Annotated in this window: 10 protein-coding genes; 3 read left to right on the plus strand and 7 right to left on the minus strand. The window is 66.8% G+C overall.

Annotated elements, in window-relative coordinates; translation table 11 throughout:
• Window positions 1–136: 136 nt before the first annotated feature.
• From KF715_21750 to KF715_21765, 4 genes are all read right to left on the minus strand, one after another.
• Complete coding sequence (locus KF715_21750) at window positions 137–2,686, minus strand: hypothetical protein (GenBank protein MBX3739328.1); 2,550 nt, start codon at window positions 2,684–2,686, stop codon at window positions 137–139.
• A gap of 139 nt (window positions 2,687–2,825) precedes the next feature.
• Window positions 2,826–5,336 (minus strand): hypothetical protein, encoded by a 2,511-nt coding sequence (locus tag KF715_21755; GenBank protein MBX3739329.1) that lies wholly within the window; start codon window positions 5,334–5,336, stop codon window positions 2,826–2,828.
• Window positions 5,337–5,452: 116 nt separating this feature from the next.
• Window positions 5,453–8,284 carry a TonB-dependent receptor gene (locus KF715_21760; GenBank protein ID MBX3739330.1) on the minus strand — a complete coding sequence of 944 codons (2,832 nt, stop codon included), beginning with the start codon at window positions 8,282–8,284 and terminating at the stop codon, window positions 5,453–5,455.
• Window positions 8,285–8,322: 38 nt separating this feature from the next.
• Complete coding sequence (locus tag KF715_21765) at window positions 8,323–9,810, minus strand: glycoside hydrolase family 28 protein (GenBank protein MBX3739331.1); 1,488 nt, start codon at window positions 9,808–9,810, stop codon at window positions 8,323–8,325.
• Between the two features lie 189 nt (window positions 9,811–9,999).
• On the opposite strand from KF715_21765, the gene KF715_21770 reads away from it, so the two are divergent.
• Entirely contained in the window at window positions 10,000–11,526 is a 1,527-nt protein-coding gene (locus KF715_21770) for a sodium/solute symporter (GenBank protein MBX3739332.1), read from the plus strand.
• On the opposite strand, the gene KF715_21775 is transcribed toward KF715_21770, so the two are convergent.
• Window positions 11,519–12,580 carry a LacI family DNA-binding transcriptional regulator gene (locus KF715_21775; protein ID MBX3739333.1) on the minus strand — a complete coding sequence of 354 codons (1,062 nt, stop codon included), beginning with the start codon at window positions 12,578–12,580 and terminating at the stop codon, window positions 11,519–11,521. The genes KF715_21770 and KF715_21775 overlap by 8 nt on opposite strands.
• Before the next feature lie 157 nt (window positions 12,581–12,737).
• Here KF715_21775 and KF715_21780 point away from each other — a divergent pair, with 157 nt between their 5' ends.
• Both KF715_21780 and KF715_21785 read left to right on the plus strand, forming a co-directional pair.
• On the plus strand, window positions 12,738–15,491 hold the full coding sequence (locus tag KF715_21780) for a hypothetical protein (protein MBX3739334.1): 2,754 nt from the start codon (window positions 12,738–12,740) through the stop codon (window positions 15,489–15,491).
• A gap of 150 nt (window positions 15,492–15,641) precedes the next feature.
• Entirely contained in the window at window positions 15,642–16,910 is a 1,269-nt protein-coding gene (locus KF715_21785) for a hypothetical protein (protein ID MBX3739335.1), read from the plus strand.
• Window positions 16,911–16,925: 15 nt separating this feature from the next.
• On the opposite strand, the gene xylB is transcribed toward KF715_21785, so the two are convergent.
• Together xylB and KF715_21795 are read right to left on the minus strand one after the other, a co-directional pair.
• Window positions 16,926–18,419 (minus strand): xylulokinase, encoded by a 1,494-nt coding sequence (xylB, locus tag KF715_21790; protein ID MBX3739336.1) that lies wholly within the window; start codon window positions 18,417–18,419, stop codon window positions 16,926–16,928.
• Between the two features lie 11 nt (window positions 18,420–18,430).
• Window positions 18,431–19,516 carry a LacI family DNA-binding transcriptional regulator gene (locus KF715_21795; GenBank protein ID MBX3739337.1) on the minus strand — a complete coding sequence of 362 codons (1,086 nt, stop codon included), beginning with the start codon at window positions 19,514–19,516 and terminating at the stop codon, window positions 18,431–18,433.
• Between the last annotated feature and the right edge of the window lie 274 nt (window positions 19,517–19,790).

Raw genomic sequence — 19,790 nt, forward strand, 5'->3', positions numbered from 1 at the left:
GAGTTCGTCCTATCTTTCGCGATCGCCCCATTCCGGCCGCGTCATCTGGTCCGAGCTGAATTCGTGTCTCCGTCACCACGTTAGAGAACCCGCGCCATCCTCTGGACGACGCGGGTTTTCCTTTGGCCGGCGGCCGTTACGGCGTGCCGACGAGGCCGGTGACGTCGCTCGTGACGAGCTTCGAGCGCACGTCCGAGTTCACCAAGGTCGAGCTGCAGCCGCTGAAGGTCACGCCGTTGACGTGGCGCAGGTAATACGCCCACGGCGGCAAGTCTCCGAACATGTTCGATTCCGGATATTGACCCGGCGTGGCTTCCGGCGGCGTGCCGGGCACGCTCGTGCGGCCGCCTTCGAAAAGGACGTTGGTGTTCGTGAATGCCAGATTGGTGATCTTGTAGGTCGTGCCGTTGTAGATGTGGCCGGTGATGAGCGCGGCCTGATGCGGCGAGTTCGGCCAATTCGTGGTCCAGCCGGTGATGTCCGTGAAAGACACCGCGTTCATCGAGCCGAGCTTCGGCACGTCGCCGACGGGATGCGTCGTCGCCTGCTGCGCCAGATAGACGAAGAACGCGCTGCCGACGTTGGCGAACTCCACGCGCCGAAAGCGGATCTGATCCACGTCCGCGCCCTCACGCGATTCCAAGGCCATGGCGGCGTATTGGACGTCCTTCACGTAGTTGTCGTGGATATCGAGCGCGTAGAAGCCGCCGTAGGTCGCAGTGCCGAACTTGATGCCGTTCGAGCCGCCCGACGTGCCGTCGCCGCCGAAGACGGAGTCGCGAATCGTCATCGTGTCGATGCCGCGCCGCACGCCGGTCTTGAGGCACATCGCGTCGTCGCCGCTGCGCACCTGGCAGTTTTGCACGATGATGTCGGCGCCATCGACGACATCGATGCCGTCGTGGGTGATGTTGTTGCTCTGAAGGTTGATGTTCGAAATGAGCACTTGGTCCGACTCCATGCTCACGAGGCTCCAGACCGCGCCTTTCTTCAGGTAGAGGTTTTGGATCGCGACGTTGTTGGAGAGCACCGACCAGATCAGCATCGGCCGATCGCCCTCGGCGCCGCCGAAGGAGTCGCCCTGCCCGTCGATCGCGCCGCCGCCGTCGATGCGCACTTGCGAGCGACTCGGCACGTAGAGGAGCGCGCGCTTGCAGTTCTTGCTCACCTGCGTGTTGCCGGTGCCGGAGGTCTGCGCCGGATAATCCGCCGCATTCGCGCTGCCGAGCAAGGTCGCCGTCGGATCGATGAAGAACGTCATGTTGCTGCCGAGCGTGAGCGTGCCGGTGCGATACGTGCCGGCCGTCAGCAACACCGAGCCGCCGGTGCCGGCGCAGGCGTTGATGGCGTTCTGGATCGCCGTCGTGTCGTTGGTCGAGCCGTTGCCGGTCGCACCGTAGGAACGCACGTCGTAGACTGGCGTCGGCGCGGCGCCGATGAAGGTCGCCTCGTTGTAGATGCGCACGCCGTCGACGTAGAACGTGCCGGTGTTCGTGCCGTCCATGAAGAAGCTCACCTTGTTCACGGACGCGGTCGCGGCGCGCAACGGCTGGTCGTTCATCTTGCGCACGCCATCGACATAGAGATCGAACTCGTCGGTGCCGGTGTCGACGACCACGCGCACGCGATACCACACATCCGGCTCGAACGCCTGCACGGTCGTCTTCGTGCCACCGACGTAGGCCTTGATGTTGCCGTCCTCGAACAACACCGACGCCACCGTCGTCCCGCCGCTGTTGTAGATGTAGGGCAACGCCCGTGCGCCCGCCGTCTCCCGCGCCATCACATCCGCCTCGAAGACGACGCGGCCGCTCTGGTCCGCGAACGTGGTCGCCAGGCTCGACGTGCCCGACGGGTTCAGCTTCTGCACCCGCACGCTCTTGTCGTCGGCAAACGGCACGGTCTTCACGCTGACCGATCCGCCGCCGGTCGAGACGACCGTCCACGGACTCGCCGGCGTCGCATCGGGCGCGAGCGTATCGAAGCGCTCCGCCAACACCGTCGACGGCTCCGTATAGACGCGCACGGTATCGACGTAGAAAGTGCCGGTGTTCGTCCCATCCATGAAATAGCTGAGCGCCGCCACGTTTGTCGTCGCACTGCGCAGCGCGGCCTTGCTCAACCGCTGCGCGCCGTCGACGTAGAGATCGAATTGATCGGTGTTCGTGTCGATCACGAGGCGCAGGTGATACCAGACGTTGATCGCGAAACTCTGCACCGCCGTCGAAGTGGCGCCCACGTAGGCGCGGATGTTGCCATCCTGAAACGCGACCGACGCCACGGTCGCGCCGCCGCTGTTGTAGACGTAGGGCACCGCGCGGAAACCCGCCGTCTCCCGCGCCATCACGCGCGCCTCGAACACGACGCGTCCACTCAGACTGCCGAGCGCCGTGGACAAACTCGACGTGCCCGACGTGAGCAGCTTCTGGATGCGCACGCTCTTGTCGTGGGCGTTGAGTTCCTCCTTCACGAGCACGGAGCCGCCGCCGGTCGAGACGACGCTCCACGGACTGCCTGGCGTCGAATCGGTCGCCAGCGAGTCGAACTTCTGGTTGAGGGTAAAAATATTGGCCGCCCACGCGGAAGTCGTGGTCGTGAGCAGAGCCAACATCGTCAATGCAGACAGCCAGGCGAACGCCGGCCGGAAGCGCCCGCCAGCGGACGCGATGACACAGGGATTATTCATCGGAGTAAGGCGCCGCACACGGCGACGCAGGGGTGAGACGGCCACGACACCGGGGAAAGCGCGCGGCCGCGGGGTTGAGGGGTGCGCGTCCGGTCTACGCCGTCCACGGCCGGCTTAAAGTCCCGCCGAGGGGAAATTGTTACCTCCGGCGCACTCGCACCGATGTGCTCACCGCGGTGCCCGCGAGGTTGTGCGCCATCACCGCGTAATCGCCTGGACGCGCCTGACTCGACGGCAGGCGCAGTGTCGCATCCGTCGCGCCGGCGATCGCTTCGCCGTCGCGCAGCCACTGAAATTCCAGCGCCGGCGTGCCCGCGAAATCGGCCGCGAGCACCAATTCCTCTCCCGCCGCCAACTCACGCGCCGCCGGCAGCGGCGTGCGCAGGTGCGGCGTTTCCGCCCCGCGAATGCTTCCCTCGGGCGGCGCACCGGACCAGATGAACGACGCGCTCCGCGCGGCCACACGGTGGCCGCGCAGATCGTTCACCGTCGCAGTGAAAACCACCGTTTCGCCCGGCGCGATGTCGGGCGGCGGCTGCCAAAAAACGCGATACGGCGGCGCATCGTCGGTGCCGATCAGTTCGGATTGCCCCGGACGCGACGCGCGCGCAAACGTGAAGGTGACTTCCGCCGCGCCATCCCCGCCGGCGACCTCGGCGCGAATTTCCTGCCGCAGTGGGAAAATCGTGCCCTCGATCTCGCGCGAACCGTTCACGAGCGCGGCTCCCGCCACCGGTGCGACAAGGGAAATCCGCGGCCCATCCGCCGGAGCCGGCAACGCACGCTGCGCGCGCCACACGGAAAATTGCAACGGCGCCAGAGTCACCGACGCCATGCCCGCGTCGTCGACCGTGAGGTCGCTCGTCGGTCCCGCCTCGACCGAAGTGAAGAGCGTGGCGAGCCTTGCGTGCGCCGGCTGACTCGTCGGCACGCGCGCCGTGACCGCCTCGGTGCGCGAGTTGTTGAAGACGGCCAGGTATTCGACGCGCTCGGCGCGATCCAGTCGCGAAAACGCAAAGATGCCCGGCGCATCCGTCGCCCGCAGCAACATCGCCCCGGTGCGCAGGGCGGGATGTTGCGCGCGCAGTTTCGCGAGCGCTGCGATCAGGCGATACAGCGGATGCTGCGGATCGAACTTGTCCTCGGCGCCGGTGCGCGCGGTGCCGAGCAGCGTCGCTTGGCGGAACTCGTCGGCCTGCGCGGGGAACATGTCCTCGCGCGCGTGATCGTGATCGCCGCCGCGACCGACCATGCCCTGCTCGTCGCCGTAGTAGATCACCGGCTGCCCGCGGGAGAGGAGCAGCAGCCCGTGCGCGAATTTCGTCAAATCGAGCAGCAACGCCGACGGCGCGGACGGATTGTCCGTCACGAGCGCGAAACCGAAGCGGCCCGCGTCGTGATTGCCGAGGAAGATCGTGGCCGAATGCGCGTTGCTGTCGTGATCGGTGTAGTAGTCGTCGCGCTCGAAAAATGTCTGCAGCGCCGCGGCCGGGCCCGTTTGCGAAACGTAGGCGCGCGCCGCGCCGGAGAACCCGAAATCCAGCGTCGCGTCGAGCGGCCACGCGACGGAGAAACCGCTCAGATAGGCCGGATCGCCGCCCTGTCCGACCACTTCGCCGAATTCCAAGAAATCCGTCCGCCCGCGCGCTCGCGCCGCCGCGCGCATCGCCGGCGCGAAGGCCTGCCAGAACTCCGCGTTGACGTGCTTCGCCGTGTCGATGCGGAAACCGTCCACGCCGACGTCCTCGATCCAATGGCGAAACACGTCGATGAATCCGCGCACGACACGCGGGTGCTCGGTCATGATGCCGTCGAGGCCGCGAAAATCGCTGTAGATCGCCGATTCGGGCGCGGCTTTGCTCAAGTCGCCGCGATTGTGATAGAGCGTGGGATCGTTCAGCCACGCGGGATTCTTCACGTTCTCCTGCCCCACGGGCACAAGCGGACGGCGCGGGAAACTGCGCTCGGCCGACAGCGCGGGAAACGCCGCGGGATCGTTCAGACCGTTGTAGGCCGCCGCGCGGAGATCGAACGGCTGCCCCGCGGCATCGCGAAACGGGGCCGTCTTCGTATCGATGTAGTCGGTGCCGTCGGCGTAGCGAATCACGTCGGCGGTGTGGTTCACCACGATGTCCATCGTGACGCGGATGCCGCGCTCGTGCGCAGCGTCGACGAAGGTCCGGAACTCCGCGTCGGTGCCGAGGTGCGGATCGATGTGCAGGAAATCGAGTCCCCAGTAGCCGTGATAGCCGGTCGACTGCCGGCCGTCCGGACGCGTGCGCACCGCGAGGTTGCGAAACGGAGGTGTCACCCACACCTCCGTGATCCCGAGATTTTGCAGGTAATCGAGCCGCGCCGTCAGGCCGACGAAGTCGCCGCCGTGAAAATGCGTGAGGCGCGCCGGATCGAAACCGCTCATCGGGTCGTCGGCCGGAAGCTCGCCGCCGTCGTTCGCGGTCGAACCGTTGGCGAAGCGATCGGTCAGGACGAAGTAGAAGGTCTGCCCCGCACCGGGATGCGTGAAACGCGGCACGGCGACCGGCACCGTCGCGCTTTCGCCTGCGTCCTGTGCGAGGGCTGTCAGCGCGAGAGACACCGCGAGGCAAAATGGACTCACTGTCCGGCGGACTTCGGCGATGAGAGCGGGCATGGGCAACAGCGGTGGCGGTGGGGAGCAGGCATCGTCGCGGGCAGCGCGGCGAGGACCAGCCAAAACGAGGCGCGGCCCGACGCCCCCACGCGTCGCGGCCGCGCCTGCCTAACCAATCAGAAGCGATAGTTCGCGCCGAGGAGGTAGGTCCGGCCGTAACGCTGGAATTCCTCGATCTGCGCGTGCGTCTCGCGATAGGTGCGATAAGCCGAGTCGGTGAGATTGTAGGCCTGGAGCAGAATGCCGAGGCCCTTGAGCTTGCCGTCGCGGAACGTGTAGCCGACCTGGGCATCGACGACCGCCTCGCCACTCACGAAGCGCAGTGCGCGGGTGTTGGCGAAGGCTGTGATTTCACCGACGAAGTCCGAGCGCCAGCGACGGCTGACGCGGGCGGAGAAGCCGCTCTTCTCGTAGTAGAACGTCAGGCTGGAAACCGTCTTCGACAGACCGGGCAGCATCACGTTGGAGCCGATGTTCGTGTTATCGATCGTGATCGCGCTGTCGTTGCGCGAGACGCTGCCGACCACGCCGAATCCGTCGAGCGGACGCGCGAGCAGTTGCAGCGGCACCGACACGGTGAGCTCGAGACCCTTGAGGCTGCCGCCGCGACCGTTGAGCGGCTGGCTGAAGCGACCGAACGGCGACGTGACCGTCGGATCGCCCGCGGTGAACTCGGAGAAATCGTAATTCTCCGTCGTAAGGTCGAAGACGTAGCTCTTGATGTCCTTGTAGAATCCGGCGAGTGCGACGTAGCCCTTGGTGGCGAAATATTTCTCGTAGGAGATGTCGAAGGCGTTCGCGCGCCACGGGTCGAGGCGCGGGTTGCCGCCGGTGGCACTGGGCTGGCCGTTGGCGCCGTTGACGGAGAAATCGAGCGACGCGCGCATCTGGTCGAGACGCGGGCGGGCGACCTGCTTGGCGGCGGCGACGCGCAGCACCTGCTGGTGCGGGAGCTCGAAGGAGAGATTCAGGCTCGGAAGCACATCGGTGTATTTCTTGCCGTCGGTGCGGCGCTTGATCTGGTTCGCGAGGACCGGCTCGCGGCGGTCGACGTAGTCGGCGCTGGAGGATTGATCCACGCCGATGACTTGCGCGCCGAGGTTGCCGCGCACGTGCACGGCGCCGAGCATCGAATCGATGTTGAACTGCAGGTAGGACGTCGCGAGGTCCTCCATGACCTTCCAGCGCTTCGACGCGAGGTCGGCGGCGGCGCCGGTCGACGATCCGATGCCGGACGTGCCGTAGCCGGGCGTAAACGGCGCGTAGTTGACGCCGAGCGCGAGGATTCTCGGCACGTCCCAGCTCAAGGCCGCGGGCGTGCCGGCGAAGGCGAGCGTGGAGTTCGGCAGCAAAGCGTCAGCGGCGACGGAGAGCGGGAGGTCCGTGGTTTTCTCGATCAGGCGCTGCTCGGGCTGATCCTTGACCTTCTGCCGGTCGCCGTAGTTGAAGCCGACTTCGACGTTGTCGAAGAATTTGCTGAGGCTGCGCGAGGCGGTGACGCGGTAGGAGGTGAGCTCGTCCTTGATCGAGGGCACCTTGCCGTAACCGGCGCGGAAGATGGTCGGTCCGATCTTCACGGTGCTCGGGTCGGCGTAGTTGAGGCCGTAGGAGACGGTCGGGAAACCGTCGGGCGTGAGATCGTAGGTCACCGTGTCGCCGACGGGCGCGTTGGTGGCGGAACGCTGCGCGGCTTGCGTCTCGAGATTGAGTTCGTGGCGCTCGGCCTTCGAGTGGCTCACGTCGGCGCTGAGGACCCACTTCGCGGTGCGGTATTGGCCGTTCCAGCCGATGGCGGAAAGTTTGTCGACGCGGTCGTTATACATGTTGCGGACCGCGGGGTAGACATTGGCGACGGTCGCCGAGAGCAGTGCGTTGTTGTAGAGCTTGCCCGGCGTGAAGGCCAGGGCCTGGACCGGCAGGAACGGCGCAGTGAGGCTGCCGCGGTTGCCGTCGAGGCGGGTCTCGATGCCGCGGTTGGTCTGCTCGCGGCGGAACTTGGAATAGTAGGCGTCGATCACCGACGTGAAGGACGCGGTCGGGCGCCACTCGAGCACGCCCATGAAGCCGTCGCGCGTATTCATGCCGCTGCGAGCGAAGGTCTTGATGCCGCTGGTGAGCGTCGTGCCGGCCGCGAAGCCGGTGCGGTTCGCGTTCGCCGTCTGGTTCGTCGACCATCCGTAGGTGCCGAATTCCTGCGCGAGGATCGGCGATTCCATGTGTGCGTAGCCCAGAGCGACGCCGATGGTCTTATGGGCGAATTGGTCGACGTAGGTCGCGCTGATGCGATTGCCCGTGGTCTTCGAGTCGGCGCCGAGATTGTTGAGCGTCTTGCGCTCGCCACGGACGTTCACCGCGAGCGTGCGATGATTGAGCGCGAGCGGACTGATCGTGCGCAACCCGATCGTGCCGGAGAGTCCCTGGCTGATGAGGCTGGCGTCGGGCGTCTTTTGCACGAGCACGCGGTTGATCAGCTCGGAAGGATATTGGTCGAACTCGACGCCGCGGTTGTCGCCGGTGCTGACCTGCTCGCGGCCGTTCAACAGCGTGGTTGCGAAATCCGGCGCGAGGCCGCGGACGGAGATGACTTGCGCCGCGCCATCGACGCGTTGCGCGGCGAGGCCGGGCAGACGCGCGACGGACTCGGCGATGCTCACGTCGGGCAGCTTGCCGATGTCCTCGGCGGTGATCGATTCGACGATGGAGACGGACTCCTTCTTCGCGGCGATCGACGACTCGATGCCCGCGCGGATGCCGGTCACGACGAAGGTGTCGAGCTGGACCGTGACATCGTCTTTTGCGACGACCGGAACGGCGGCGGTGGTGGTGGTGGACGTGGTGGCACTCGACGGAGCGGTCGTCTGGGCGGACGCGAGCGCGCCGGCGAACACGGCGGCCGCGAACGCACTCGTGCGCCAGATGCCGCGGGAGTTTACGGGGGGGATTTGCATGATGGCCTCGGGGTTTAGGGGAAAATCGGAGAGCGCGGTCAGAGCCGGATGGGAAGCTTCGCGGTGCTTTCCGGCGTGGCCGGAGGATGCTCGGGCAACGGGCGTCCGTTCACCTGAACGTTGTCGAGCCGCAGCGAGACAGCGTGGCGAAGAAAGAGCGCCTCCCGCGCCTGCGTGACGGCGACGTTGCGCAACAGGACGTCTTCGATCGGCGACTGCGGCGTGCCTTCGGCGAAGATGGCGTAGTTGGTCGCGTTGGCGCAGGTGACGTCCTCGATCACGAAGTCACGGTAAGCCGTCGGCGCGTTGCCGCCGCGATAGCTGTGATAATTCGTCTCGAAGCGCACGACGCCGGCCCGCGAGAGGTCGATCGCCACGCGCCGCACGCGGACGTTCTCGATGAAGCCGCCGCGATCGGCGTTCGACTTGAAATAGATGCAGGACTCGCCCTCCTCCACCCGGCAATCCTCCATGAACACGTGGCGAACGCCGGCCGACATCTCGCTGCCGATGCACAGCGCGTTGATCTTCGATTGGAAGAGGCAGTTTCGGATGATCACGTTCTCCGTGCGGCGGCCGTCGCGCCAGGCATCGGCGTCGCGGCCGGCCTTCAGCGCGATGCCGTCGTCGCCGGTGAGGAACCGGCAATTTTCGATCAGCACGTCCGTGCACGAGTCGGGATCGCAACCGTCGTTGTTGATCAGCAGGCTTTCCACGGTGACGCCGCGCACCGTGACGTTCGTGCAGAACGTCGGGTGCACGACCCAGAACGGCGAGTCCTTGAAGGTCACGCCCTCGATGAGCACGTTCCGGCACTCGTAGGGCTGGATCAAACTCGGGCGTAGGTAAGAACCCTCGCCGAATTGGCGCTCGGCCAGCGGCGTGCCCTCGGCGCCCATGCGCCGGCTGATTTCCTGCGCGCGATCCTGGAGCTTCGAGATGTCCATGGCCCACTGGCGGAACTCCCGGCGCGCATTGCCGTCGATCGTGCCGCGGCCGGTGATCGCCACATTCTCCGCACCGCGCGCGTAGATCATCGGCGAGTAGTTGTAGAGGATCACGCCCTCCCACCGCGTCAGGACAACGGGCAGGAAATCCGCCGGGCGACCGCTGAAACGCAGCGTCGCGCCTTCGGCGAGATGCAGGTCGATGTTGCTCTGCAGGTGAATCGGTCCGTTCAGGAGGTAGGTGCCGGCGGGAACGACGACGTGGCCGCCGCCCGCCGCGACGCCGGCGGCGATCGCGGCGCGCACCGCCGGGAGGCTGTCGGTTTCCCCATCGCCCTTCGCCCCGAACGCCGTGATGTCGAACTCGCGCGCGGGAAACTGCGGCGGCGTGATACGCGCGAGGATCGCGGGCACGTCCGCCCAATCGAGTTTAGGCGCGGTGGTGGCCGCGAGCGCAGGGAGCGCCAGCACGACCGCGGCGACGAGCGCAGCGCCGAACGAACGCCGAGACGGCCAGGCGCGGGTCGCGCGAACGATCACGCGCAGGGACGGGGTGAAATGCAGCCGCGAAAAACTCATGCGGGGTAAACGGGGTGGAACGGCGGTCAGCTCTGGCCAACGCGGACGGGGAGTAAAGGGAGCGCGGAGGTAAATTGTTACCCGCGCGTCGGCCCCGCGTGATACGGGACGCCAGCGGCACATGCGAACGCTCATCGTTGTTGCATGGCGCTGCCGCGCGGCTCAGGGTCCCGCGCGTTTTCCCGCGCCATGCCCGCCCCCACCGCGCTCGCCTCCGCCACGTTTCACTCGTTCGACTGGGTGGACTACGCTATCCTCTGCGCCTATCTCGCGGTGAATCTTCTGGTCGGCTGGTGGCTGTCGCGTCATCGGCAATCGTCCGAGCACTTTTTCCGCGGCGATCGCCGCGTGCGCTGGTGGGCGGCCGGCATCAGCTTCTACGCCACCGCGACCACGAGCATCAGCTTCATGGCGGTGCCGGCGAAAAGCTACGCGACCGACTGGCGCGCGATCGGCTCGGCGCCGGCGCAGGCGTTCGCGACACTCGTGATCGCGTTCTGCTTCGTCGGCGCACTCCGCCGCTTGAACATCACGACCGTCTTCGAATACCTCGACCGGCGCTTCGGCGCGGAAGTGCGCTTGCTCGGTGCGACCCTGAGCGTGCTGCTGAAGGTGTTCGGGCGCATGAGTGTCGTGATGCTGCTGCCCTCGCTCGCACTCGCCTCGCTGACCGGCTTCAACGTCTATGCATGCATCGTGCTGCTCGGCGGCGTGACTGTCGCCTACGCGATGTTGGGCGGGTTCGTCGCGGTGCTGTGGACCGACGTCTTTCAATTCGCGGTCGTGTTCGGCGGGGTCGCCCTGGCCTTGTGCTATATGGCGGCCGGCGTGCCGGGCGGCTTCGGCGGCATCTGGGAAGTGGGCCTGCGCGAGGGCAAGCTGGCCGCCGTGTCCTGGGAATGGAATTTCACCGAGCCGACCGTGTGGGTCTTCGCCGGTCTGATGGCACGCACGGTCTTTTTCCAGCTCAGCGACCAGTCGCTGATGCAGCGCGTATTCGCAACGGCCGACGAACGCGCGGCCCGCCGCACGGTCGCGCTCGGGGCGTTGCTCGGTCTGCCGAGCTCGGTGTTGTTCTTCTTCGTCGGCACCGCGCTGTTCGCTTTCTACCGCGGTCACCCTCCGCCGCCGGCCGGCATGGCGAACGACGCGATCTTCCCCTACTTCATCGTCAACGAGCTGCCGCACGGCGTCGTCGGCTTGGTCATCGCCAGCGTGCTCGCCTCGGCGATGGGCGCGCTGAGCAGCGACGTGAATTCGGCCGCCACGATCGTCGCCACCGATTTCCTGCCGCTCTGGCGGCGCGAGCCGGGCGACCGGATCCGGTTGCGCGTCGCGCGGCTCGCCACGGTCGTCGCCGGCTGCGCGGCGACCGCAATGGCCGCGTATCTCGCCAGCCTCAACGTGCCGTCGCTCTGGGATCAGGTGCTGAAGCTCGCCGCGCTGCTCGGCGGCGGGTTGCCTGGAGTGTTCGCGCTCGGCCTGCTCACCCGCCGCGCCAACGCCCCCGGCGTCATGGTCGGAGCGCTCGCGAGCATTGTCGGCACGGCCGCGCTGCAAACATTCACGACCGTCAACCCGTTCTTCCAAGGCTTCGCCGCGCTCGTCGTCTGCGTCGGCACTGGTTACCCGGCCAGCCTGCTGCTGCGGCGCAGCCGCCCGCCCCGTGACTTACGCGGCTTGACGCTGTGGGATTTATCCCGCGTCGCTAAATGACGTGATGCCCGGCGCGGTCGTCCGCCGGCAGATAGTGCAGCGTGTGGCCGGGATGCCATTTGCCCTCGATGGTCAGCGTGATGGGATCCTCGGGCACGCCACTCTCGTTTCGCTCGACCAGGTCGATCAACTTGTCGACCGCCACCCGTCCGATGAGTCGCGCATTCTGGTGGATGCCGGAGATGCGACTCTCCGGATCGTGCACGGACAGACTCACCAATCCGAGTTCCTCCGGCATGCGCAGCCCGCGCGCCGCGAGTTGCTGCATCTGATCTTCCTGCAACAGCGAGATCATCACGTCTGGCTTCTCGCGCCGCACCCAGCGCCGCACTTCGTCTGCATCCCACGTCTGGTAAAGCAGCGAGCGCACGCCGGTGTCGAAGCCGAGCTTCTCCCGCTCGATCATGAACGCCGCCTCCCAACGATGCTCGAGCCGCTGGCACAACGGCCCGTCCATGACGAAGCCCGGGCGCCGGTAGCCGTTCCGGTGGCATTCGTGCAGCGCGAGCATCATCGACTGGTAGTGGTCGTTCGACGTCCGGTGAAACACCGGATGGGCAATGCTCAAGCCGTGCGCCACGACCGAAAAATACTCCCACTTCAAGTCGATCTGCATCCCGAGTCGCGGCAGCGGTGTGAGGAACACGCCGCGCACTCCGCGCGCACGCAGCATCTCGCTGAACCGCTGGTTGCTCATGCCGTCGCGATAGAGCCAGAAATGCGACAGCTGATAACCGCGCCCCGCCGCGCGCTCCTTGGCGCCGTCAAACAACAACCGCAAGAGCGGTGACGGCATCTTCGCCCAGCCGTCGTGCGTCTGAAACGCCGTCACGTAGGCGAGCACCGGCTGTTGCGCACCGCTCGTGCGCTTGCGCCGGCGCGTCTGCATCAGCGCGGAGACGAACGGATGGGTGCGATAACCCATTTCCTCCGCCAGACGCAGCACCTCGGCGCGCGTCGCGGCCGAGATGTTGCCGCGACTGCGCAGGCATTTCGACACGGTCGCGACCGACACCCGGGCTCGCTCCGCCACATCTCGCATCGTCACTGGCATACGGAAACACGCGGATAGCGTCCGGCGCGGAAAAGGAAACTCCAATGTCGCGTGCAGTCGATTTTTCGCTCGGAGCCGGCGCAGGGTAACAATTTGCCTTTGAGCGCCCTTTTCGCAGGCAAAGCCACGGATTAAACGCGTGCACCCCTGCCCCGCCGTGACCCGCCGAGAATTCATCCGCAGCACGTCCCTCCTCGCATCCGCCGTGGTGTTGCGCGCGCGAAGCTCCGAAGCGCCCGCCGCCCGTCCCCGCGTCGATCTGCTGGCCGGGCTGAGCGACCACGGCGATTTGCGGCTGCCCGCGTGGGGACCCTACACGAAACACCTCGCCGGCGTTTCGCACCTGCCGGATCCCGCCAGCGGCCTGCGCTTCGATCTGGCCGTTTTCCCCGGACTCTATCGTCGCCGGCAGTCTGTCCCGATGGTGACCTACGACTCGGGCTTTCAGCCGTGGAGCGCCACGCCCGACCTCAGACACTACACGCTGCGCTATCCCCTCGGCGGACTCGAAGACTTCTACGCCGATCTCATCTTTGATCAGGAACACGGCGGCACCTCGATCCGCGCGCAGCTCGTCAACGCCACGGCGGAGCCCCAGCAGCTCTCGCTGCACTTCCTCGCCTCGCTCCACTTCCCGGAAGCGGGCCCGTATCGCCAGCCGCCACTCCGCGCCGCGCGCGTCTCCTTGCCCGAAGGCGCCGTGTGGCTCGAGGCTTCGCACTACGAATCGCTCACGCTCGACGAGGAGGCTCCGCAACGGCACCTGCCGGACAACGCCGAGATTTGGGGCGAAGTCCGGCGCGACGGCTGCGTCAACGGCACCGCGCTGGCCGGCGGGTTCGGACGGAAGGAAGGACAGCGCGTCAGCTACGCGCGGCCGGCGGGCTTCTCGCCGGCAGACACGGTGGCGTTGCTGCGCTACCGCTCCGGCGCCGGCGCGCGCACGCACCTGAGTTGCACCGGACTCTACGCCGCTGATCTGACCCTCGAGGGCGACGGCTCATTTCGGATCGTCGAGATTCCGCTCGCCGATCCGACCGCGCAGGGATTCACGCTCGCGGTCAGCGAAGGCAGCGAAATCGAGATCGATGGCTTCGCGCTGGTCCGCCGCGCCGACGTCGCGCTCGTGGCATTCCACGTCCCGCCGCTCGACTATCGTCCGGAAGTTACGTCACTCGACTCGTCATCGCTCGCCCTCACCTATGCGGCGATTCCCGGCGTCTACGGTCTGGCGTGGGAATCCGCCGACGCCGAGATCCGCGAGTGGCTGACCGACCGTATCGAATACGACTTCCCGCTCTACACCCACGAGCATGTGAAACGCCGGTTCGAGCTCGGCGGCCTGCGGCACTACACGAACGTTTTCGTCCGGCCGCTGTTTCTCGCGCCCGGCGAGCGGCGCAACTTCTCCGCCTTCGTCTGCCACGCCCCCGATCTCGCTGCGGTGCGCGCGAAGCTCGCCCATCTCTCCGCGCAGCTTCGCGGTGAGCTCGATGCGAGCCGTTCCACCGTGCCGCCGCACACCGCTGCGGGCCGCACCTACGCCTACGGAATCGAACGTCTCGCCGCCACCGTCGCGACCAATGTCGTCTATCCGGTTCGCCGCCGCGGGAAATTCATCCGGCACTACACCCCGGGCCGCTGGTGGGATTCACTCTACACGTGGGACTCGGGCTTCATCGGCCTGGGCCTGCTCGAACTCGATCCGGCCCGCTCGGTCGACAATCTCGCCGCCTATCTCTCGCGCGCCGACGAGGATGCCGCCTTCACCTTTCACGGCAGTCCCGTCCCGGTGCAGATCTATCAGCTGCACGCGCTCTGGAATCGCACGCAGGACACCGCGCTGCTCCGCCGCTTCTTCGCGCCCGCGCGCCGCATGCATCGCTTCCTCGCGGGACGCAGCGAGGGTTCGACCACACGCAACCTCGGTTCCGGCCTGTTGCGCACCTGGGACTATTTCTACAATTCCGGCGGCTGGGACGACTATCCTCCGCAGAAATTCATCCGCGGCACGGCGCTGACCGCAGGCACCACCCCCGTCGTCAACACCGCGCACGCCATCCGCACCGCGAAGATCCTGCGCGCCCTCGCACCGCTGCTCGATGAGCCGGCCGCCGAGTTCGATCGCGACATCGCCGAATTTTCCGCCGCCCTCCAAAGTCACGCGTGGGACGCGGCCAGCGGCTGGTTCAGCTACGTGCGGCACGACGCCCACGGCGCTCCGCTCGGCCCGCTGCAACATGACAGCGGCACGAACTTCAACCGCGGGCTCGACGGCATCTACCCGCTCGTCGCCGGCATCTGCACCGCAGCGCAACGCACGCTCTTTCTCGAGCGGTTGCGCGACCGGCGCGTGTTTTGGACCGACGTCGGCCTCACCACCGTGGACCAAAGCGCCCCGTATTACCGCGACGACGGCTACTGGAACGGCACCGTTTGGTTTCCGCATCAGTGGTTCTTCTGGAAGACCCTGCTCGATCTCGGCGAAGGCGATCTCGCGTGGCAGGTCGCGGAGACGGCACTGCGCACCTGGGAGCACGAAGTGCGCGCCACCGGGTGTTGTTTCGAACACTTCATCGTGCGAAGCGGACGCGGCGCCGGCTGGCACCAGTTCGCCGGACTCACGCCGCCGCTGCTCAGCTGGTTCGCCGCGTATTTCCGCCCCGGCGCGGTGACCGGCGGGCACGACTGCCTGGTCCTCGATCATCAGGCGACGGCAGCCCGCCTCCGGACCCGCCTCCGATTTCCGCCCAACAGCACCACGACCCCGATCGTGCTCGCGGTCGTCGATGCCGCCGCCGACACCGCACGCTGGAACGGCCGGCGCGTGCCGGCGCGGTCGCGCGCACCGGGCACGCTCGAGATCGCGTTGCCCGCGAACGCCGGCGAGGGAACGCTCGAGATCGGCTGAACGCCCGCCGATACCCAGCGCGGAGACCCGCCAATATCCTCGCTGCCCGACTGCGACGTGCCTACGTCTTGCCGCACCGGTATGCGCCCGCGAACCCGACTCTCACTCCTTGTCCTGCTGTGCGCTACCCTCGGCTTCGCTCAGGGGGCGATGCCTGCTTTCTCCGGTGCCGAAGGTTTCGGCACGGATACGCCCGGTGGCCGCGGGGGTCAGGTCATCGCGGTCACCACGCTCGGCCCCGATGGGCCCGGCAGCCTCGCCGCCGCGCTCCGCGCGAAAGGTCCGCGCATCGTCGTGTTTCGCGTCGGCGGCACGATCCGCCTCGCGCGCGATCTCAATCTCGACGAACCGTTCGTGACCATCGCCGGCCAGACCGCGCCCGGCGACGGCATTTGCATCCGCGGCGGAGCCCTCCGCATCCGCACGCACGACGTCGTCGTGCGTCACCTTCGCTTCCGCGTCGGCGACGATCTCGCGGGCCCCGATCCCGACAATCGCGACGGCATCGGCATCGGCAATCCGCGTGAACCGGTCCACCACATCGTGATCGACCACTGTTCCATCAGCTGGGCAATCGACGAGAACGTCTCCCTCTGGCACCCATGCCACGACATCACGGTCCAGTGGTGCCTGATCGCCGAATCGCTCGAGCACAGCCTCCACCCGAAGGGCGCGCATGGCATGGGGCTGCTCGTCGGCGACCATGCGCAACGCGTCTCGGTCCACCACAATCTTTTCGCCCACAACCAGGACCGCAACCCGCTCCTCAAAGGCGATACCTCCGCCGAAGTGGTCGACAACGTCGTCTACAACTGGCGCTGGTTCGCGACGGGCCTCACCGACCTCGAGGGCAGCGGAGTGCAACGCGCCGACATCGTCGGCAACACCTATCTGCCCGGCCCGCAAACGCGCAACCGTTTCGGCGTGGGTCTCGAAAAGACCGTCCGCACCGGCTCCGTGGTTTTTCTGCGCGACAACACCGTCGAAGGCATTTCCGCCGACGGCGCGCGCGGCGAGGAGTGGAAAATCGTCGTCTCGCGCGCGCCCTTCGATGGACGCTCCCCCATGCCGACAATGCCCGCCAGCGGCCTCGCCTCCGAACCCGCCGTCGACGCATTTCCCCGCGTGCTCGCGCAGGCGGGCGCAGTGCTCCCACGCCGCGATGCCGTCGACACGCGCATTGTCGCTGCGGTGCGCGGACGCACCGGGCGCATGATCGACTCCCCACGCGACGTCGGCGGTTGGCCCCTCTACCATTCAGCGCCGCCGCCACTCGATGCAGATGGCGACGGAATCCCGGACGATTGGGAGCGGGCCAACGGCCTCGATCCGCGGGATGCGCGCGATGGCTCCACCACCGCGCCCGACGGTTTCACGTGGCTCGAGCACTACCTCGCGTCCCTCGACCCCTCGGACTGAGAGGCCGGCGACGCGTCAGCCAAAGATCGGCCGCAGCGCTCCGCTGAGCGCGTTTTGCCTCGCCTGCGATGTGCGATAAAGCTTCGCGCGTGCCTTGTCCGGCACGCAACGGCTCGACTCGTCGAGCGCCACGGTTCGCGCACAGAGCGCCGCGAGATCGAGTTTCTCACCGCGCCGCTGTGCATCGCACCACGCCGCTTGCAACGCCCCGCCGAGCGCCGCGCCTTCGTCCTCGACCATCTTCACGACGGGCACGCCGAACACGTCGGCCATGATCTGGCGCCACGCGGCGGACTTCGCGCCGCCGCCGGTGAGACGGATCTCGCGTGGCTTGATGCCGAGTTGGTCAAGGCGTTGCAGGCCGTAGTTCATCCCCATCGTCACGCCCTCCATCGCCGCGCGCATGAGGTGCCCGGGCGTCGTGTTGTGTCGCGTGACGCCGTAAAGCACACCCCGTCCGTTCGGCAGATTCGGCGTCCGCTCGCCGTCGAAATAAGGCAGCAACAACAACCCGTCCGCACCCGCCGGCGTCGCCGCGACCGCCGCCTCCATCGCGGCGTGATCGGCGCCGAAGAGCTGACGCATCTGCTCGGTGACGAGCGTGACATTCATCGTGCACAGCAACGGCAGCCAGCCGCCGGTCGACGAACAGAACGCCGCAATTTCGCCCTGCGGATCGACGACCGGCTGCTTCGCGAAGGCGTAGATCGTGCCGCTCGTGCCAAACGACGCCGTGACGACACCGGGCGCGACATTGCCGGTGCCGATCGCGCCCATCATGTTGTCGCCGCCGCCGGCCGAAACCACGACGTCAGCGCCGAAACCCCAGCGTTGCGCCAACTCGGCTTTCAGCGTGCCGGCCGCGGCGCGCGAGTCGGAAATCGGCGGCAGACAGTCGATCAGCTTGCGATCGATCGCCGCACACACCTTCGCCGACCAGCGGCGCCGGCGCACGTCGAACAGCGCCGTGCCCGAGGCGTCACCGGCTTCCATGAAATACTGTCCCGCGAGGTGGAAATTAAGGAAATCGTGCGGCAGCAACACGTGGCGCAGCTTTCTGAAGTTCGCCGGCTCGTGTCGTTTCAACCAAAGGATCTTGCCGGCGGTGTAGCCGGGCAGGAACGGCAAGCCGGTTTCGCGGATGACCGCTTTCGCACCGCCGAGCTTCCTCGTCAGCAAAGCGCACTCGGATGCGGTCGACGTATCGCACCAGAGCTTCGCCGGGCGGATGACCGCACCGTGCTCGTCGAGCGGCACGAAGCCGTGTTGCTGGCCCGAGATGCCGATGCCACGCACGCGCAGCGCGTCGATTTTCGCCGCGACCGCTCCGATCACGTGCTCCATCGCCGCCGCCCATTCCTGCGGGTGCTGTTCCATGTGACCGGGCGGCAGCCCGGCGATGAGTTGGTGGGGGGCGCGCGCTTCCGCGATCACGCGACCGGTTGTAAGGTCGAGCGCCACGCACTTCGTGCTTTGCGTGCCGCTGTCGATGCCAAGGTAGATGCTCATGGAGAAAATTATCAGCGCCGCGCCGGGATCGGACACGACGCTCCGTCGAACCAGGTGCCCTCGACAAAGGTCGTGGTTGGGATCGACGGCACGCCGAATTTGTTGTGATGCAGCTGGCCGGCGAGAATCTCGACTGCAAGCGCACCGACGGTCTCGTAGTTTTGACGGACGCCTGCGAACTTCCCATCGAAGCTGTCGAGGAATACGTCCACGAGCGCCACGTCGCGCGGCACGCGGAGCTTCATCGCGGCGAGGCACGGTTGCACGAACGAGGCTTTCGCTATGATCACTTCGGGCCGGTGGCGCTCATACCACTCCTGAAAACGGTCGAGCGGCGCGACCACGTCGGTCTTCGACTCGTTCATCCAGTCCTCGATCGGCTCCGCATCGGGGAAGAGCAGCATCGGCACGCGGTCACGCGTCGGCAGGTTCGCCTGCTCACAGAGAAAGCCAGCCGACCACAAGTGATCCACGCTGTAGTTCCAGCCGCGGTGCATGACGAAGCCGATGCGTCGGTAACCCGCCGCGATGACGCGCTGCATCGCGAGGCGGATGATGCTGCATTGGTCGTTGGTGACGTTGTGCAGCTCGGGCTTGTGCGGGAAATAGTCGATTTTTACCGCGCTGAAGCGCTGCCACTCGAAGTGGATCGAGTCGTCCGCCTCGCGCTGGTGCGAAGCGATGATGACGCCGTTGATGCCGCGTGCCGCAAGGATGCCGCTGAGCCGGCCGTGCGTGAGGCCCGGCTCGCGCATCCAGAAATGCTCGAGCTTGTAGCCGAGTTCCTCGGCCTTCGCCTTCGCGCCCTCGTAGAAGTTTGGGTGCGCGGTGACTTTCTTCCAACCGACCGCCGAGTCCCAGTTCGTCACGTAAGCGAGCGTCGACGGCGAGCGGCGCTCCATGTTGCGGCCGCGGTAGGCGACCAGCGCGCGCAACAGCGGATCGGGCGTGTAGCCCATCTTGCGCGCGAGATCCTGCAGGCGCTCGCGCGTCTCGGGCGGCAGACGCGGGTGGTTGCGGAGCGCGAGGGAGACAGTGGTGACGTGCACGCCCGCGGCTTTCGCGACGTCAGCGAGCGTGGTGCGGCGATCGTTCATGGGGTGCGGGGTGCAGCGGCTCTTGTCTCGCGCGAGAGCACACGGCGGGCAAGCGCTCCTCAAGTCTAATGTTAGTTCCCGGGGGTGATTGTGCAACGACGCGACTCCCGAAAATGTCGCCGTCGTCCCGGTTCGCTGCTACCCATCTCACTCTGTCATGAAGAAATCCCCCGAGCATTTCCGCGGCATCGGCCGCATCCCCTACGAAGGCCCGCGCTCTGGCACGGCGCTCGCGTTCAAGCACTACGACCCCACCGAACGCATCGACGGCAAA

Source organism: Candidatus Didemnitutus sp. (assembly GCA_019634575.1).
Taxonomy (GTDB): Bacteria; Verrucomicrobiota; Verrucomicrobiia; order Opitutales; family Opitutaceae; genus Didemnitutus.

Coding starts and splice junctions, on each gene's coding strand:
- KF715_21760 (MBX3739330.1), bottom strand. CDS start 8,284: ATGCAAATCCCCCCCGTAAACTCCCGCGGCATCTGGCGCACGAGTGCG.
- KF715_21750 (MBX3739328.1), bottom strand. CDS start 2,686: ATGAATAATCCCTGTGTCATCGCGTCCGCTGGCGGGCGCTTCCGGCCG.
- KF715_21765 (MBX3739331.1), bottom strand. CDS start 9,810: ATGAGTTTTTCGCGGCTGCATTTCACCCCGTCCCTGCGCGTGATCGTT.
- KF715_21755 (MBX3739329.1), bottom strand. CDS start 5,336: ATGCCCGCTCTCATCGCCGAAGTCCGCCGGACAGTGAGTCCATTTTGC.
- KF715_21795 (MBX3739337.1), bottom strand. CDS start 19,516: ATGAACGATCGCCGCACCACGCTCGCTGACGTCGCGAAAGCCGCGGGC.
- KF715_21775 (MBX3739333.1), bottom strand. CDS start 12,580: ATGCCAGTGACGATGCGAGATGTGGCGGAGCGAGCCCGGGTGTCGGTC.
- KF715_21770 (MBX3739332.1), top strand. CDS start 10,000: ATGCCCGCCCCCACCGCGCTCGCCTCCGCCACGTTTCACTCGTTCGAC.
- KF715_21785 (MBX3739335.1), top strand. CDS start 15,642: ATGCCTGCTTTCTCCGGTGCCGAAGGTTTCGGCACGGATACGCCCGGT.
- xylB (MBX3739336.1), bottom strand. CDS start 18,419: ATGAGCATCTACCTTGGCATCGACAGCGGCACGCAAAGCACGAAGTGC.